This is a genomic window from Ectopseudomonas khazarica (assembly GCF_017915135.1).
GTDB lineage: Bacteria > Pseudomonadota > Gammaproteobacteria > Pseudomonadales > Pseudomonadaceae > Aquipseudomonas > Aquipseudomonas khazarica.
Genome location: NZ_CP068551.1, coordinates 3096249 through 3111869, shown reverse-complemented (window position 1 = coordinate 3111869; position 15621 = coordinate 3096249). Strand labels below are relative to the sequence as shown.

16 protein-coding genes are annotated in these 15621 nt (G+C 66.5%); 10 read left to right on the top strand and 6 right to left on the bottom strand.

Annotated elements, in window-relative coordinates:
- Positions 1-28: 28 nt before the first annotated feature.
- Positions 29-628 carry a helix-turn-helix domain-containing protein gene (locus JLK41_RS14875; RefSeq protein WP_037048203.1) on the bottom strand — a complete coding sequence of 200 codons (600 nt, stop codon included), beginning with the start codon at positions 626-628 and terminating at the stop codon, positions 29-31.
- Positions 629-872: 244 nt separating this feature from the next.
- On the opposite strand from JLK41_RS14875, the gene glnT reads away from it, so the two are divergent.
- The 4 genes from glnT to JLK41_RS14855 all read left to right on the top strand — a co-directional run bounded on the left by glnT (position 873) and on the right by JLK41_RS14855 (position 5436).
- Positions 873-2207, top strand: coding sequence for a type III glutamate--ammonia ligase (gene glnT / locus JLK41_RS14870; protein WP_037048201.1), 1335 nt, complete (start codon positions 873-875; stop codon positions 2205-2207).
- A 125-nt stretch (positions 2208-2332) separates the two neighbouring features.
- On the top strand, positions 2333-3235 hold the full coding sequence (locus JLK41_RS14865) for a class II glutamine amidotransferase (protein ID WP_210389251.1): 903 nt from the start codon (positions 2333-2335) through the stop codon (positions 3233-3235).
- Between the two features lie 161 nt (positions 3236-3396).
- Positions 3397-4080, top strand: coding sequence for a GltB/FmdC/FwdC-like GXGXG domain-containing protein (locus JLK41_RS14860; protein WP_037048195.1), 684 nt, complete (start codon positions 3397-3399; stop codon positions 4078-4080).
- A gap of 30 nt (positions 4081-4110) precedes the next feature.
- The gene (locus JLK41_RS14855) at positions 4111-5436 is read left to right on the top strand and encodes an FMN-binding glutamate synthase family protein (RefSeq protein ID WP_037048194.1); all 1326 of its coding nucleotides are present in this window, start codon (positions 4111-4113) and stop codon (positions 5434-5436) included.
- 70 nt (positions 5437-5506) lie between these two features.
- Here the strand turns inward: JLK41_RS14855 and JLK41_RS14850 are convergent, their stop codons facing one another.
- A complete protein-coding gene (locus JLK41_RS14850; RefSeq protein ID WP_210389250.1) occupies positions 5507-5968 on the bottom strand; it encodes a methyltransferase family protein in 462 nt (153 codons plus the stop codon).
- Positions 5969-6291: 323 nt separating this feature from the next.
- On the opposite strand from JLK41_RS14850, the gene JLK41_RS14845 reads away from it, so the two are divergent.
- The 6 genes from JLK41_RS14845 to JLK41_RS14820 all read left to right on the top strand — a co-directional run bounded on the left by JLK41_RS14845 (position 6292) and on the right by JLK41_RS14820 (position 11159).
- Positions 6292-6849, top strand: a complete 558-nt coding sequence (locus tag JLK41_RS14845) for a dimethylamine monooxygenase subunit DmmA family protein (protein WP_134676788.1) — start codon at positions 6292-6294, stop codon at positions 6847-6849.
- Positions 6846-7790 (top strand): PDR/VanB family oxidoreductase, encoded by a 945-nt coding sequence (locus tag JLK41_RS14840; protein WP_210389249.1) that lies wholly within the window; start codon positions 6846-6848, stop codon positions 7788-7790. The genes JLK41_RS14845 and JLK41_RS14840 overlap by 4 nt, the downstream gene beginning before the upstream one ends.
- Before the next feature lie 10 nt (positions 7791-7800).
- Complete coding sequence (locus JLK41_RS14835) at positions 7801-8829, top strand: heme-dependent oxidative N-demethylase family protein (RefSeq protein WP_037048189.1); 1029 nt, start codon at positions 7801-7803, stop codon at positions 8827-8829.
- A 51-nt stretch (positions 8830-8880) separates the two neighbouring features.
- Positions 8881-10011 (top strand): aminomethyl transferase family protein, encoded by a 1131-nt coding sequence (locus tag JLK41_RS14830; RefSeq protein ID WP_037048188.1) that lies wholly within the window; start codon positions 8881-8883, stop codon positions 10009-10011.
- Positions 10012-10113: 102 nt separating this feature from the next.
- Positions 10114-10455, top strand: a complete 342-nt coding sequence (locus tag JLK41_RS14825; RefSeq protein WP_037048187.1) for a DMT family transporter — start codon at positions 10114-10116, stop codon at positions 10453-10455.
- Positions 10456-10466: 11 nt separating this feature from the next.
- A complete protein-coding gene (locus JLK41_RS14820; protein ID WP_210389248.1) occupies positions 10467-11159 on the top strand; it encodes a type 1 glutamine amidotransferase in 693 nt (230 codons plus the stop codon).
- Here the strand turns inward: JLK41_RS14820 and JLK41_RS14815 are convergent.
- The 4 genes from JLK41_RS14815 to JLK41_RS25570 form a co-directional block, all read right to left on the bottom strand.
- Positions 11156-12643, bottom strand: coding sequence for an aldehyde dehydrogenase family protein (locus tag JLK41_RS14815; protein WP_210389247.1), 1488 nt, complete (start codon positions 12641-12643; stop codon positions 11156-11158). The genes JLK41_RS14820 and JLK41_RS14815 overlap by 4 nt on opposite strands.
- A 111-nt stretch (positions 12644-12754) precedes the next feature.
- Positions 12755-12934, bottom strand: a complete 180-nt coding sequence (locus JLK41_RS14810) for a hypothetical protein (RefSeq protein WP_037048173.1) — start codon at positions 12932-12934, stop codon at positions 12755-12757.
- Between the two features lie 54 nt (positions 12935-12988).
- A complete protein-coding gene (locus JLK41_RS14805; protein ID WP_037048171.1) occupies positions 12989-14359 on the bottom strand; it encodes an ammonium transporter in 1371 nt (456 codons plus the stop codon).
- Between the two features lie 241 nt (positions 14360-14600).
- The gene (locus JLK41_RS25570; protein ID WP_210389246.1) at positions 14601-15587 is read right to left on the bottom strand and encodes a methyl-accepting chemotaxis protein; all 987 of its coding nucleotides are present in this window, start codon (positions 15585-15587) and stop codon (positions 14601-14603) included.
- Between the last annotated feature and the right edge of the window lie 34 nt (positions 15588-15621).

Here is a 15621-nt window from a genome sequence, read left to right as displayed (position 1 = left end):
CGCCAGTCTTGGTGCCGGGCCTGCGCGTTCAGTCCGAGCCGTAGTTCATGATCGACAGCAGGCGGATCGGCACCTTCACCAGCTTCTCCGGGCCGTGCGGCACTTCGCCGTCGAAGGTCAGGCTGTCACCGGCCTGCATGGGGTAGAGCTGGTTGCCATGGCGGTAGACCAGTTCGCCTTCCAGCAGGTGGAGGAACTCGGTGCCGGGGTGGGCGAAGGTCGGAAACTCCTCGCTGGCATCGTCCATGCTCACCATGTAGGCCTCGAAGCTCTTCTTCGGTCCACGGGTGTGGTTGAGCAGGCGGTAGGTATGGCCCTTGTCGGTCCCTCTGCGTACCACTTCGAGGCCTTCGCCGGCCTTGACCAGCAGGGCGCTGCCACCTTGCTGGTCGTACTGGCTGAACAGCTTGGACATGGGCATGCCCAGTACGTCGCAGAGGCGGCTGAGGGTGTCGAGGCTGGTGGAGACCTGGGCATTCTCGATCTTGCTCAGCATGCCCTGGCTGATTCCGGCGATGCGCGCCACGTCGGCGATCTTCAGTTCCTGCGCCTGGCGCTGGCGGCGGATCTGCATGCCCAGGTATTGCTCGAGCTTGAGGCGGGGCGGTTTTTCCGGAGTGGTCGTCATACAGGCTTATTTCTTCTGTGAATAAAAAGTTCGCACCAGGAATGATCGGGCTGCCTTGCTTCGGTGCGTTTTTCGTTCGTGACTTTCCTCCTATGAAAGCATTTTTCCTCGGCAGATAGAAGAAAGACGCGGGTTGCCGGGGCGCCTCGCATGGGCATGACCAGTTGGCAAGCTGCTTGCATTTCTTTTGGGGAAATTAAAATTCCCCAGCGGAATAATGGCGACGCTACCGGAGGCCTTACCCATGTTGCCCAGCGAAACCCAGAAAATCATCGACCAGCATGGCATCAAGTACGTGCTGGCCCAGTTCGTCGATATTCACGGTGCGGCCAAGACCAAGTCGGTGCCGGTCTCGGGCCTCAAGGCGGTGGCCGAGGAGGGCGCCGGTTTCGCCGGCTTCGCCATCTGGGGCATGGGCATGGAACCGCACGGCCCGGATTTCATGGCCCGCGGCGACCTCTCCACGCTGATGCCGGTGCCCTGGCAGCCGGGTTACGGCCGCGTGGTGTGCATCGGTCATGTCAATGGCCAGCCCTGGCCCTACGACACCCGCTACGTGCTGCAGCAGCAGGTGGCACGCCTGAGCGAACGTGGCTGGACGCTGAATACCGGCCTGGAGCCGGAGTTCAGCCTGTTCCGCCGCGATGCCGACGGCAAGCTCTGCTCCGTCGACGCCAGCGACAAGCTGGAGAAGCCCTGCTACGACTACAAGGGGCTGTCGCGTTCGCGCGCCTTCCTCGAGAAGCTCACCGAGTCGCTGCAGCCGGTCGGCTTCGACATCTACCAGATCGACCACGAGGATGCCTGCGGCCAGTTCGAGATCAACTACACCTACAGCGATGCCATGGAGTCGGCGGACCGTTTCACCTTCTTCCGCATGGCCGCCGGTGAGATCGCCAACGACCTGGGCATGATCTGCTCGTTCATGCCCAAGCCGGACCCGCGCCGCGCCGGCAACGGCATGCACTTCCACCTGTCGATCGCCAGTGCCGGCAACAGCAACCTGTTCCACGACGCCAGTGACCCCAGCGGCATGGGCCTGTCGAAGATCGCCTATCACTTCCTGGCCGGCCTGCTCGCGCATGGCCCGGCGCTGTGCGCCTTCGCGGCGCCGACGGTGAATTCCTACAAGCGGCTGGTGGTGGGGCGTTCGCTCTCGGGGGCGACCTGGGCGCCGGCGTTCATCGCCTATGGCGACAACAATCGCTCGGCCATGCTGCGTATCCCCCATGGGCGCATCGAGTTCCGCCTGCCGGATGCGGGCTGCAATCCGTACCTGGTCACCGCCGCGATCATCGCCGCCGGCCTCGATGGCATCGACCGTCAACTGGAGCCGGGCACGGCCTGCAACGAGAACCTCTACAACCTGAGCCTGGAAGCGATTGCCGCACGGGGCATCAAGACCCTGCCGCAATCGCTCAAGGAGGCCTGCGATGCGCTGGAGGCCGACCCGCTGTTCCGCGAGGTGCTGGGGCCGCAGGTCGTCGACGAGTTCCTCAAGCTCAAGCGCATGGAGTGGGTCGAGTACAGCCGCCACGTCTCCGACTGGGAGATCGAGCGCTACACCGAATTCTTCTGAAGCTGCAAGCCACGGGCTTCGAGCCGCACGCAAGAGCGGTTCGAGGTGTTGCACGACATCTGTATCAACTCGGTCAGTTTGCAGCTCGCAGCTTGCAACTCCCGAACGAAGTGAGGACTGCCTTTATGTGTGGAATCGTAGGTCTGTACCTGAAGAACCCGGCGCTGGAGAACCAGCTCGGCGCACTCTTCGAACCCATGCTGCTGGCCATGACCGACCGTGGGCCGGACAGCGCCGGCTTCGCCATCTACGGCGACGAGGTGCAGGCGGGCTGGATCAAGCTGACCCTGCAGAGCACCGAGGCGGGGCATGACTTCAAGGGGCTGATGGGCGAGCTGGAAGGGCGCCTGGGCTGCTCGCTGGAGTGGTTCCAGAACGCCAGCGCCGCCGTGCTCAAGACCGATGCCGACGAAGCGGCGGTGCGCGCGGTGCTGGCCGAACTGGCGCCTGCCGTGCGGGTGATGAGCGTCGGCCAGAGCATCGAGATTCTCAAGGGCATGGGCTTGCCGAAGGACATCACCGAGCGCTTCTCGCTGGCGAAGATGAAGGGCAGCCACATCATCGGCCATACCCGCATGGCCACCGAGAGTGCGGTGACCATGGAGGGCAGCCATCCGTTCTCCACCGGCCAGGACCTGTGCCTGGTGCACAACGGCTCGCTGTCCAACCACTTCCGCCTGCGCCAGGAACTGCGCCGCCACGGCATCGAGTTCGAGACCGAGAACGACACCGAAGTGGCCGCCGGCTACCTGACCTGGCGCCTGCGCCAGGGCGACTCGCTGAAGGAGGCGCTCGACCATTCGCTGGTCGACCTCGACGGCTTCTTCACCTTCGCCATCGGCACGCGCGACGGCTTCGCGGTGATCCGCGACCCGATCGCCTGCAAGCCGGCGATCCTCGCCGAGACCGACGACTACGTGGCCATGGCTTCGGAATACCAGGCGCTGTCCAGCCTTCCGGGTATCGACAAGGCCAGGGTCTGGGAACCGGAGCCGGCCACCATGTACATCTGGGAACGCAGCGCCTGAGTCGTTCCTCGCCCGCTGCGCCCGCCGCCTGCTGCGGCAGAACCTCGCGATCCGCTTGCCGTGCCCCTGGTACCGGCTCGTAGCTCGCTGCGGTTCTCCCGCGCACCCGGCGCGCTGGCGACGGCCTGAACCCGACTCGCTACTTTTTGGGAGACAGCATCATGAAGACCATCGACCTTTCCAGCGCCTCGGTGCGCGACCTGAACCAGGCGCTGCACGAGCAGGCCAAGACCCTCACCGAGCGTGAATGGGTCGTCAGCAATCCCGGCGGCAAGCACAACCTGGCCGTGGGCCTGAACGAGTCGCTGAGCGTGGATATCGACGGCCACGCCGGCTACTACTGCGCCGGCATGAACCAGAAGGCCAGCGTCACCATCCATGGCAACGTCGGCGTTGGCGTGGCCGAGAACATGATGAGCGGCATGGTCCGCATCAAGGGCAGCGCCTCGCAGTCGGCGGGGGCCACCGCCCATGGCGGACTGCTGGTGATCGAGGGCGATGCCGGCGCACGTTGCGGCATCTCGATGAAGGGCGTCGACATCGTGGTCGGCGGCAACATCGGCCACATGAGCTGCTTCATGGGCCAGGCCGGGCGGCTGGTGGTATGCGGCGATGCCGGCGACGCACTGGGCGATTCGCTCTACGAGACACGCATCTACGTCAAGGGCACGGTGAAGTCGCTGGGGTCGGACTGCATCGAGAAGGACATGCGCGCCGAGCACCTCGAGGAGCTCGCCGAGCTGCTCAACCGCGCCGGCTTCGATGAGGACCCGGCCAGCTTCAAGCGCTACGGCTCCGCCCGCCAGCTGTACAACTTCAAGGTCGACAACGCTTCGGCGTACTGATCGCGCACCCTGCCCGACGAGGAACTGCATATGAGCGAGAAAATCACCCCGGTGCTGCGCGAATCCGCCACCTTCGACCGCCTGTCCATCCAGGAAATCCAGCGTGCTGCGGAAACCGGCATCTACGACATTCGCGGCGGCGGCACCAAGCGCAAGCTGCCGCATTTCGACGACCTGCTGCTGCTCGGCGCGTCGATGTCGCGCTATCCGCTGGAGGGCTATCGCGAGAAGTGCGGCACCGACGTGGTACTCGGCAATCGCTTCGCCAAGAAGCCGATCCACCTGAAGATCCCGGTGACCATTGCCGGCATGAGCTTCGGCGCGCTGTCCGCGCAGGCCAAGGAGGCGCTGGGCCGTGGTGCCAGCATAGCCGGCACCAGCACCACCACCGGCGACGGCGGCATGACCCCGGAGGAGCGCGGCCAGTCGCAGCACCTGGTCTATCAGTACCTGCCGTCGCGCTACGGCATGAACCCCGATGACCTGCGCAAGGCCGACGCCATCGAGATCGTCCTCGGCCAGGGCGCCAAGCCGGGCGGCGGCGGCATGCTGCTGGGCATGAAGGTCACCGAGCGCGTCGCCGGCATGCGCACCCTGCCGATCGGTGTCGACCAGCGCAGTGCCTGCCGGCATCCGGACTGGACCGGCCCGGACGACCTGGCGATCAAGATCGCCGAGATCCGCGAGATCACCGACTGGGAGAAGCCCATCTACGTGAAGATCGGTGCCAGCCGCCCGTACTACGACGTCAAGCTGGCGGTGAAGGCCGGCGCCGATGTGATCGTCCTCGATGGCATGCAGGGCGGCACCGCCGCGACCCAGGAGGTGTTCATCGAGCATGTCGGCATCCCGATCCTGTCGGCCATTCCGCAAGCCGTGCAGGCGCTGCAGGAGATGGACATGCACCGCAAGGTGCAACTGATCGTCTCCGGCGGCATCCGTACCGGTGCCGACGTGGCCAAGGCCATGGCCATGGGCGCCGATGCGGTCGCCATCGGCACCGCTGCGCTGATCGCCCTGGGGGACAACCATCCGCGCCTCGACGAGGAACTCAAGGCCATCGATTCGGCGGCGGGCTTCTACGACGACTGGCAGAACGGCAAGGACCCGGCCGGCATCACCACCCAGGACCCGGAGCTGGCCAAGCGCCTCGACCCGGTCGCCGCCGGCCGGCGCCTGGCCAACTACCTGCGCGTGCTGGTGCTGGAGGCGCAGACCATGGCCCGTGCCTGCGGCAAGTCGCACCTGCACAACCTCGACCCCGAGGACCTGGTGGCCCTGACCGTGGAGGCTGCGGCCATGGCCCGCGTGCCGTTGGCCGGCACCAACTGGGTGCCGGGGCAACTGCAGTACTGAGCCCCGGAGCGTCCATCCGAGGGGCCGCAACGCCAGGCGTTGCGGCCCTTTTTTGCGTGGCGCCGGCGCACTAGAGCCAGCGCCGCACCCGCTGGCGGTAGGCGGCGTAGTCGTCGCCGAACAGGCTGGCCAGCGCCCGTTCTTCCGGGCGGATCTGGAAGCGGTTCATGTACAGCACGAAGCCCGCCACGCCAAACAGGAGCAGTGGGGACGCCAGCAGTACGTCCCAGGCCAGCAGCGCGATGGCGAACCCCAGGTACATCGGGTTGCGGCTGTACTGGTAGATGCCGCCGACGACCAGCGCCGAGGCCTGCCCCGGCCGCAGCGGGTTGACGGTGGTGCGGGCGTTGTCGAACGAGCGTATGCCAAGCAGACAGATGGCCGCGCCGAGCAGCAGCACTGGCAGGGCGCCCGCCACCCGCCAGGAGGTAGCCAGGTCGATGCCGGGCAGGAGCGGGGCGGCCAGCCACATGAGCAGGGCGAACAGCAGGGCGATCAGTGGCGGCGGGATGCGTGCGTCCAGTAGGTGCATGGCGAGTCCTTGGCGGGGATGAGCTGGCGACTCTATGGCCTGTAGCCGCTACAGGGTCAAGCGGCAGCCGGCCCGGGCGTTCTTCACCGATGAAGGCGATGCTTCAGAAAGTCTGCGGATGCGCCGTGCCGGCGCGCGCTGCTCCCCGCTTGTGCAGCGTTGCCAGGCGCTGCGGGGGGCTTGTTCTGCCTGGGCCCCGATGCGCCGCAGGTTGCGTGGACATGGCATGGTCCATGCTTTCCTGTTGAGAACAAAAAGTTCCCATCGGGAATTTAACCGAGGCGCTTCGACCCCCGTCTTGCTGTCACCCAGGAGGACTTTCGATGACCAGTTCCAGCGCTGAACCGCTGTTCAGCACCCCGCGCTACGCCGCGACCGCCACGCCGACGCCGGCCAGTCTGCGTCTGCTGGTGGCTCAGGATGCCAGCCGCGCCGGCGGCCTGCTCGATCAACCGGGGCCGATGCGGCTGCTCACCCTGCATGGCGAACTCGCCGCTGCCGAGCAGCAGGAGTGCCTGCCAAGCACCGAGGCGCTGTTCCTGCGCCTGCAGATGCTGCTGGAGCAGGCTCCGGCAGGAACGCGCCTGCAGGTGGCCGGTGACGAGGCCTTTCTCTGGCATGTCTGTCGCCTGGCTCGGCATGCCGGCCTGCTGGCCGACGAGATCGAACTGTTCAAGCTGGGTGAGCGGCGGCGCCTGTACTGCGTGCACTGCAGCGAGATGCAGGATATCGGCAGCGAAACCGAGTGCAGCTGCAGGCACTGCGGGGTGAAGCTGTTCGTGCGCGAGCATTTCTCCCAGCGCCTGGGGGCCTACATGGGGGTGTGCCTCGATCCGGATCGGCCCTACGAGCAGGCGCAAGCCGGGGAGCGGCAGGCATGAGCGCGATGCTGGAGGTACAGGTCACCGCGGTGCGCCAGCTGACGCCGGTGGTGCGCGAATTCACCTTCGCCGCGCTCGACGGCAGCCTGCCGGGCTTTTCCTGCGGCAGCCACGTGCAGGTCGTGTTGCCGACCGAGGGGCGCACGCTGCGCAACGCCTATTCGCTGCTGAGCGACCCGCGCGACCGAGGTACCTACCGCATCGCGGTGCGCCTGCAGGATGACTCGCGTGGGGGATCTCGCTACCTGCATGAGCGGGTCCGGGTCGGCGACCGGCTGCAGATCGGCGTGCCGAGCAACCTGTTCGCGCTGCATTCGCAGGCACGTCATCACATTCTGGTGGCCGGTGGCATCGGCATCACCCCGTTCATGGCCTACCTCAGCGAACTCCAGGGCCAGGGCGCTTCATTCGAGTTGCACTACGCCTATCGCAGCGGCCTGACCGATGCCTATGCCAGTGAGCTGTGCGAGCGCCTGGGCGAGCGCTTCCGCGGTTACGATGCGGCCGCCGGCCAGCGCCTGCACTGCGCCGAGCTGTTCAGCGGCAAGCCGCTCGGCAGCCATCTCTATGTCTGCGGCCCGCAGCGCCTGCTCGATGAGCTCAAGGCGCTGGCCGAATGTCACGGCTGGTCCGCCGGACGCCTGCACTGGGAAGCCTTCGCCGCGCCCGAGCCGGGCGAGCCGTTCACCGTCGAGCTGGCACGCAGCGGCCAGCGTCTGCAGGTAGCGGGTGACCACAGCCTGCTCGAGGCGCTGGAGGCCGCCGGTGTCGAGGTGCCCAACCTCTGCCGTGGCGGCGTTTGCGGGCAGTGCACCACGCGCTACCTGAGCGGGGCGGTGGAGCACCGCGATCACTACCTGGATGAGCAGCAGCGCGGCGCAGCGCTGATGCCCTGTGTTTCCCGTGGTGGCTGCTCCGGCACGCTGCTGCTCGACCTCTGAGGAATCCGCCATGCCCGTCGTGCTCAAGCCCCTGGAAACCTACCGGGACGATTTCACCTTCAGCAACAGCCCCGAGGCCATTGCCCGCTTTCCCTTTCCGTTCCCCGAGGACAGCTACATGTACTCGGTGAACATCGAGCCGGCCACGCCGCGTGAGCCGGGCTCGGTGTTCGAGCACTGGTTCGACATCGACGAGCACTACGTCTCGGAGATGGCCGAGCGCGCCTGCGTCCTGGAGAAGGACCCGGAGCGCTGCCTGGTGATGCCGCACATGGCGCAGGCCGCCTGGGACAGTCTGGAGATGCTGATGGAGCATCTGGCGGCCGATTACCCCGAACACTTCGCCCTGCAGCGCGATGGCGACCAGTGGCTGTGGATCAACCGCCCGCTGGGCATCGAACAGCGCTTCACCTTCGGCGATGCCAGCACGCTGCCGTTCGAGCCACTGGAATACATCACCCGCCAGGCGCAGGGCGATTTCGCCGTGCTCGACCAGCGTGATGGCGACCTGTTCATGGACGCCGGCATGGTCACCTGCCCGGCGGACTGGTCGATCAAGTTCGACGCCGGCATGAGCTTCAAGCAGTGGCACGCGCCGGTGCCCGGTGTGGCACATCAGCTCGGGGTGTTCGAGCGGGCGCTGAAGTACCTGCTGAACATCCAGGTCGGCCAGCCGGTGCGCCGGCTGAACTGGACCATGACCATCAACCCGCGCATGGACACCTCCTCGGAGACTTTCCACGAGTGGGGGCACGAGCGCGGCCTGGTGACGGCGGAGAACGTCGCGCGCCTGGTGCACCTGCGCGTGGAGCTGCAGTTCATGCCGCGCCTGCCGCGCAGCAATGCGCTGCTGTTCGGCATCCGCACCTACCTGATCAGCCTGGAACAACTGGCCAGCAACCCGGCCTGGGCCTGCCGCCTGCACCGCGTGCTGCGCGACCTGCCGGACGAGATCGCCGACTACAAGGGCCTGACCCGCTATCGGCAGACGGTGGTCGACTGGTTGCGCCAGTTCGACCCGCAGGCCCAGGCCGCCTGATTCCATCCCCTGCGTGCGCAGGCCCAACGACGAACAACAGGAGAAACAGACATGGCCAATTCCTGGCGCATTTCCGCCCTTGCCGAGCGTCACCGCGCACTGGGCTCGCAACTCGAAGACTGGAGCGGCATGGGCACGGCCTGGACCTACGCCAGTGACCTGGCCGACGAGCACGAGGCGATCCGCACCCGCGCCGGGCTGATGGACGTGTCCGGGCTGAAGAAGGTGCACTACGTCGGCCCGCATGCCGAAAGCCTGCTGGAGTACGCCACCAGCCGCGATATCTCCAAGGTCTATCCGGGCAAGAGCGTCTACGCCACGATGCTCAACGAGGCCGGCAAGTTCGTCGACGACTGCGTGATCTACCGCACCGGCCCCAACGCCTTCATGGTGGTGCACGGCTCCGGCAACGGCCACGAGATGCTGCTGCGCTCGGCCCAGGGCCGGCAGGTGGCGGTGCTGTTCGACGACGACCTGCACGACCTCTCGCTGCAGGGGCCGCTGGCCGTGGACTTCCTCGCTGAGCAGGTGCCGGGCATTCGCGAGCTGCCTTACTTCCATCACCTGCAGACCCGGCTGTTCGACCGCCCGGTGATGATCTCGCGCACCGGCTACACCGGCGAGCGCGGTTACGAGATCTTCTGCAAGGCTGCCGACGCGCCGCTGATCTGGGACAGCATCCTGGACAAGGGCAGGGACCTGGGCATCATCCCCTGTGCCTTTACCGCGCTGGACTGGCTGCGGGTGGAGAGCTACCTGCTGTTCTTCCCCTACGACAACTCGGAGATGTATCCCTTCGCCGACCAGCCGGCCGGCGACACCCTGTGGGAGCTGGGGCTGGACTTCACCGTGTCGCCGACCAAGGGGGATTTCCGTGGCGCCAGCGAGCATCGGCGCCTGCAGGGCAAGGAGCGCTTCCGGATCTTCGGTGTGCTGCTCGACGGCGACAAGGCGGCCGAGGCCGGCGACACGCTGTGGGCCGGGGGCAAGCAGGTCGGGGTGATCACCTGCGCCATGTATTCGCGGCTGTCCGGCAAGTCCATGGCCATCGCCCGCATGGAGGTGCCGTACGCCGAGCAGGGCGCGGCGCTGGAGGTCAAGGGCAGCCTGGCGGTGAAGGCCATCGCCCACAGCCTGCCGTTCGACGACCCGGAAAAGAAGAAACGCACGGCCAAGGGGTGAGGCCGCTCCCGCGACGGGGAACCGTCGCGGGCACTGCAGTCCAGGGGCAAGGGAGCAGGGCCGCAGGGACGTGGTCCGACCTGCTCGCACAAGGAGCACATCATGGCCTGGTTGAATGGCTGGGGGTTTCTGCTGCTGGCGGGGCTGTGCGAGGTGTTCTACGCCTCGATCATCCCGCGCACCGATGGTTTCACACGCTTATGGCCGAGCCTGTATTGCGGCTTCTTCCTGCTGCTCAGCATCTACCTGCTGAGCCTGTCCGTGCGCGTGCTGCCACTCGGCCTGGCGTATGCGGTGTGGGTCGGTATCGGCACCCTGGGCACGGTGGCCTATGGTGCGATGTTCCTCGGTGAAAGCCTCAACCTGTTGCGCAGCCTGTGCCTGCTGATGATCATCGCCGGCATCGTCGGGCTGAAGCTGTTCAGCCCCGCACCACTGGCCTGAGGCGTTCAGCCATGCGCGTTCAGGTGTTGCAACACGTGCCATTCGAGGATGTCGGCAGCATGGCCGACTGGTTTCGTAGCCGTGGCGCCGAGCTGCACTACAGCCGTTTCTACGAGGCGGATGTGCAGTTGCCCGATCCGGGCAGCTGCGACCTGATCGTCGCCATGGGCGGGCCGATGAGCGTCAACGACGAAGTCGAGCTGCCCTGGCTGGTCACGGAGAAGGCGTTCCTGCGCCATGCCATCGAGGCCGGCACGGCAGTGCTCGGGGTATGCCTGGGCGCGCAACTGATCGCCAGTGCACTGGGGGCTCGGGTTCAGGCCAATGCACTGCCGGAGATCGGCTGGTTCCCGGTATCGCGGGCCGAGTCGGCTGGTGAGGACTGCTTCGCCTTTCCCGAGCGTGTCGAGCTGCTGCACTGGCATGGCGAAACCTTCGAGCTGCCGGCCGGTGCCAGGCTGCTGGCCTCCAGCGAGGCGTGCCGGCACCAGGCGTTCCAACTCGGTCGACGGGTGATCGGCCTGCAGTGCCACCCGGAAATGACTCCGGCCATCGTCAGCGAACTGCTGCGCGAATGCGCCGCCGAGTTGCAGCCGGGGCCCTGGGTGCAGAGTGCAGCGCAACTGGCCGCTGAGCCCGGCCGCTATGCAGCGGGCAACGCGTTGATGGCGCGGCTGCTGGACTACCTGATGGCCGCGCGCTAGCGCCCCGGCTTCAGGTACCAGGCCCAGGGGTCACGGCTTTCGTAGCGGGTGATCTGCTTGGTTTCCAGGTAGTTGTCCAGGCCCCATTCGCCCAGTTCGCGGCCGATGCCGCTGCGCTTCACGCCGCCCCAGGGCAGTTCGCTGAAGGTCGGTTGCGAACAGTTGATCCAGACGATGCCGGCCTGCAGCCTGCGGGCGAGTCGTTCGCAGCGTTCGAGGTCGGCGGACATGACGGCGGCGGCCAGGCCGAACTCACTGTCGTTGGCCAGGCGCAGGGCGTCGGCCTCGCTGTCGAAGGGGTTGACGCAGACCACCGGGCCGAAGATTTCCTCGCGCCACAGGGCACAGTCCAGCGGTACGTCGGCGAACACCGTCGGCTGCATGAACCAGCCCTGCTCGAGACCTGCCGGCGGCTTGCCGCCGCAGACCAGGCGCGCACCATCGGCGATGCCCTGGGCGATCGCGGCGCTGACCTTGGCGTGCTGGCCGGCGCTGACCAGCGGGCCCAACAGCACGCCGTCCTCCAGACCGTTGCCGATGCGGATCTTGTGCGCTTCCTCGCTCAGGCGCTGCAGCAGATCGGGGTACAGCGCGCGTTCCACCAGCACGCGTGACGTGGCGGAGCAGACCTGGCCCTGGTTCCAGAAGATGCCGAACATGATCCATTCCACCGCCGCTTCGATGTCGCTGTCGGCGAAGACCATGAAGGGCGACTTGCCGCCCAGCTCCAGGCTGATGTTCTTCACCTCGCGGGCGGCGGCCTGCATGATCTGGCTGCCGGTGGGCAGGCTGCCGGTGAAGGCGATCTTGTCGACGCCCGGGTGTTCCACCAGCGCCGCGCCGGCTTCGCTGCCGAGGCCAGGCAGCACGTTGAGCACGCCAGGCGGCAGGCCGGCATCGTTGGCGATGCCCGCCAGTTCCAGGGCGCTCAGTGGCGTCAGTTCAGAGGGCTTGAGGACCATGGCGCAGCCGGCGGCCAGGGCCGGGGCGACTTTCCAGGCCGCCATCAGCAGGGGGTAGTTCCAGGGGATGACCGCTGCGGCCACGCCCACGGGTTCGCGCATCACGCTGGCGCGAAAACGAGCATCGCCCAGAGGAACGGTGCGCTCGTCGTCGTCCAGATCGGCGGCGAGGTCGGCGTAGAAGTCGAAGCAGCCGGCGGCGTCGGCGATATCCCATTGCGCCTCGGGTAGTGGCTTGCCGTTGTCACGCACCTCGAGCAGCGCCAGTTCGTCCTGGCGGGCACGGATGCCGTTGGCGATGCGCCTGAGCACGGCGGCGCGCTGGCGACCGCCGAGGCGCGGCCAGTTGCCCGTGTCGAACGCGCGCCGGGCCGCACGCACGGCCAGGTCGACATCGGCGCGGCCGGCGGCGGCAACCCTGGCCAGCAGGCTGGCGTCGCTGGGATCGAATACGTCGAAATGCTCGCCGCTCTGCGCGGCGAGCCACTGGCCATCGATGAACAGGTAGGGGCGCTCGAGCATGTGGGCTCCTTGCCGAAAAAGAGGGAAGGTCGATGTCGCGGGGGAGGGTAGCGCATACCGCCGGGGGCGGCAGGCGCAGGTGGCCGGCGGCGGGCGCCGCCGGCCGGGGGCTTACTTGAGCTTGGGCAGCTTTTCGTCCGGCAGGGCGTAGCTGTGCTTCTCGTGGATCATGGTGGCGATCAGCGCGTAGAGGCTGACGCCGGCCACCAGCAGGCTGATGAAGACCAGGATCGCGGGCTTGTCGGCGAAGGTGAATACGGCGCTGGCGCCTTCGTAGGTCGTGATGCTCATGCTGTGTTCCTCGCAATGGGCCTGGCCGCGTGTGCGGTCAGGCTAGGGAAAGAGTCAGGCGGATTTCGGCTCGGCGGTGGCCAGCGGAGCCGGCTCGCTGCCGCCGACGCTGGTGCTCGGGCCATACATCGAGGTCCATTCCGGGTAGGCCTGGGCCGGTACTTCGGTCAGGTCCAGACCACGCTCCTCGGCATGTGCCGGTACGCGCAGCAGGTCGGCTTTCTTCAGCGCGTAGGACAGCAGGTAGCCAGGGATGAAGCCCAGGGCGGCCATGACCACGGCGCCGCCGAGTTGGCCGAGGAAGCTGATCGGTGGCATGCCGTTCACGTTCGGGTAGCCGGCGAGGAAGATGCCGCTGATGACGATGCCGGCGAAACCGCCGAAACCGTGCACGGCGAAGGCGCCCACGGCGTCGTCGAGGCGGAACTTGAGCAGCAGGTTGTTGACCAGCGGCGCGGTGGCCGACACGGCCATGCCGATCAGGTAGGCCAGGCCGGGGTGGTAGAGATCCAGACCCGGTGCCACGGAGATGATGCCGACCAGGCCGCCGGACATCATCCAGAACGGCTCGCGGGTGGTCAGGTAGGCGCCGATCAGGCCGCCGGCGAAGCCCATCAGGGTGTTGAAGGCGAAGGCCGAGAGGTTGGTCGGCTGGCCGTAGATGTTGATCCACTGCGCGCCCGAGTTGTAGATGATGCAGCCGCCGAGGAAGCCGAAGAAGCCGACGATGATCAGCATCAGGCCGACCACGCTCATCGGCATGCTGTGGCCGACGATGGCATTGGCGCTGCCGTCGGCGTTGAAGCGGCCGATGCGGGCACCGAGGTTCATGACCACCGCCAGGGTGAAGAAGCCGGCGATCATGTGCACGCAGCCTGCCGCGCCGACGTCATGGAAGCCCCATTTGACGGTCAGCCAGCCTTCCGGGTGCCAGCCCCACGCCGCCGCCAGCAGCCAGAGGAAGCCGCCGAGGAAGATGGTCATGATGATGAAGGCGCTCATACGCGTCCGTTCGATCAGCGCACCGGAGAGAATCGAGCCGGTGGTGGCGGCGAACATGGCGAAGGCGGCCCAGAAGATACCGGTGGCGTTGTCGCTGATGTTCGGCCCCATGGACTGGCTCCAGGGCATGCCGGCGAGGATGGCGTCCATGCGCGGCACGATGCCGTCCGGGAAGCCGTTGTAGACCGCCCAGCCGAGCAGGAACACGCTGGGGACGATGAAGCCGAAGGCGAGGATGTTCTTGACGCCGGCGGCCAGCGCATTCTTCAGGCGCGACGCACCGATCTCGTACGACAGGAAGCCCACGTGAATGCAGATCATCAGGGCGATGCACCACCAGTAGAATATTTCCATATTCAGGGTGTTGGTCATCTCTATGAGGGCCTGTAGCTCCTCCAGAGTGGGTGTCTTCTGCTCTTCCATCTATCAATCCTCGATGCTGTTCTTGGAATAGGTGTCGGTCATGGCAGTGCGTTGAAGGGCGCTCGGACGCTTTTATTTATCTGTAGTTATAAAAAATTCCCAAAAAGAATAGGCAATCCTTGTGCCAGAAGTGCCGTCTGGCGCCAGCGCCGGGGACGCTGGCCACGGCTGGAAAGGCTGGTCAAAAAATGCCCCGTTAGTGTTCAGTTAGGGGGCATCACGCCTGAAAATGGGTCGTTCTTCAGCGGTTCTGCTGCAACATGCCCTGGATCTGCTGCACCGATTCCTGGGTGCGCCGGGCCAGGTTGCGGACCTCGTCGGCGACCACCGCGAAGCCGCGTCCCTGTTCGCCCGCGCGCGCGGCTTCGATGGCGGCGTTGAGGGCCAGCAGGTTGGTCTGTTCGGCGATGCTCTTGATCACCCCGGCGACCTGGGCGATCTGCCCGTAGGTGGCCTGGATGCTGGCCTGCTCACGCTCGTGCATGTGCGCGGCGGCTTTCTCGTCGCTGATCTCGCGCACCGCGCCGGTGACGTAGAGCAGCTTGCCCTGGGCATCGCGCAGGCAGCGGCCGCGCTCGCGGAACCAGACTTCGCCCCGTGTCTTGTGCTGCATGCGGTACTCCACGGCGTAGAAGCTGTCGCCGCTCTTGTCCACCATCGAGGCGTTGAAGGCCTGCATCACGGCTTTCAGGTCGTCCTGATTGACCACCTTGAAGTAGCTGTCCCAGCCGTCGGGAAACTCGGCGCGGCTGTAGCCGATCAGTTCGCGGAACTGCTCGGACCAGCGGATGAGGTTCTGCGGGTGGTCCGGGTCGCCATCGACTACGTTCATCGCCCAGCAGCCCTCGGTCAGGGTGCGCTTGGTCAGCTCCCAGACCTGGCGCTCTTCCTCCCAGTGCGCACGCTCTTCCAGGAAGCCCTGGTTGTGCGCCTGGCTGGCGTGCAACTCGTCCTGCAGCCGTGCACTCTGCTGCTCGGCCTGGAGCAGGCGGCGCTGCAACGCCGCATAGTCCTCGGCGCTGCAGGGCGCGGCAGGCTGCTGCTCGCTGTGCTGGCGAATGCGCTGCAGCTCGTCCCAGTCGCGTTGCAGGCGCTCCAGGCTGCCGAGCAACTGCGGCTGCTGCTGCAGGTGCGGGCGGGCGCCTGCCGGTTGGCGGTGGCTGAGCAGGTGCTCGAGCCACTGGTTGAGTTCACTGGCCAGGTTTCGGGTCGTATTGCTGAACCACATCGGCCGATCCTCCTTGGACGTTGACGAAGGTGCT

What these genes read in the sequence shown, in the direction of transcription:
- JLK41_RS14875 (WP_037048203.1), bottom strand. Translation starts at nt 628, where the DNA reads ATGACGACCACTCCGGAAAAACCGCCCCGCCTCAAGCTCGAGCAATAC.
- glnT (WP_037048201.1), top strand. Translation starts at nt 873, where the DNA reads ATGTTGCCCAGCGAAACCCAGAAAATCATCGACCAGCATGGCATCAAG.
- JLK41_RS14865 (WP_210389251.1), top strand. Translation starts at nt 2,333, where the DNA reads ATGTGTGGAATCGTAGGTCTGTACCTGAAGAACCCGGCGCTGGAGAAC.
- JLK41_RS14860 (WP_037048195.1), top strand. Translation starts at nt 3,397, where the DNA reads ATGAAGACCATCGACCTTTCCAGCGCCTCGGTGCGCGACCTGAACCAG.
- JLK41_RS14855 (WP_037048194.1), top strand. Translation starts at nt 4,111, where the DNA reads ATGAGCGAGAAAATCACCCCGGTGCTGCGCGAATCCGCCACCTTCGAC.
- JLK41_RS14850 (WP_210389250.1), bottom strand. Translation starts at nt 5,968, where the DNA reads ATGCACCTACTGGACGCACGCATCCCGCCGCCACTGATCGCCCTGCTG.
- JLK41_RS14845 (WP_134676788.1), top strand. Translation starts at nt 6,292, where the DNA reads ATGACCAGTTCCAGCGCTGAACCGCTGTTCAGCACCCCGCGCTACGCC.
- JLK41_RS14840 (WP_210389249.1), top strand. Translation starts at nt 6,846, where the DNA reads ATGAGCGCGATGCTGGAGGTACAGGTCACCGCGGTGCGCCAGCTGACG.
- JLK41_RS14835 (WP_037048189.1), top strand. Translation starts at nt 7,801, where the DNA reads ATGCCCGTCGTGCTCAAGCCCCTGGAAACCTACCGGGACGATTTCACC.
- JLK41_RS14830 (WP_037048188.1), top strand. Translation starts at nt 8,881, where the DNA reads ATGGCCAATTCCTGGCGCATTTCCGCCCTTGCCGAGCGTCACCGCGCA.
- JLK41_RS14825 (WP_037048187.1), top strand. Translation starts at nt 10,114, where the DNA reads ATGGCCTGGTTGAATGGCTGGGGGTTTCTGCTGCTGGCGGGGCTGTGC.
- JLK41_RS14820 (WP_210389248.1), top strand. Translation starts at nt 10,467, where the DNA reads ATGCGCGTTCAGGTGTTGCAACACGTGCCATTCGAGGATGTCGGCAGC.
- JLK41_RS14815 (WP_210389247.1), bottom strand. Translation starts at nt 12,643, where the DNA reads ATGCTCGAGCGCCCCTACCTGTTCATCGATGGCCAGTGGCTCGCCGCG.
- JLK41_RS14810 (WP_037048173.1), bottom strand. Translation starts at nt 12,934, where the DNA reads ATGAGCATCACGACCTACGAAGGCGCCAGCGCCGTATTCACCTTCGCC.
- JLK41_RS14805 (WP_037048171.1), bottom strand. Translation starts at nt 14,359, where the DNA reads ATGGAAGAGCAGAAGACACCCACTCTGGAGGAGCTACAGGCCCTCATA.
- JLK41_RS25570 (WP_210389246.1), bottom strand. Translation starts at nt 15,587, where the DNA reads ATGTGGTTCAGCAATACGACCCGAAACCTGGCCAGTGAACTCAACCAG.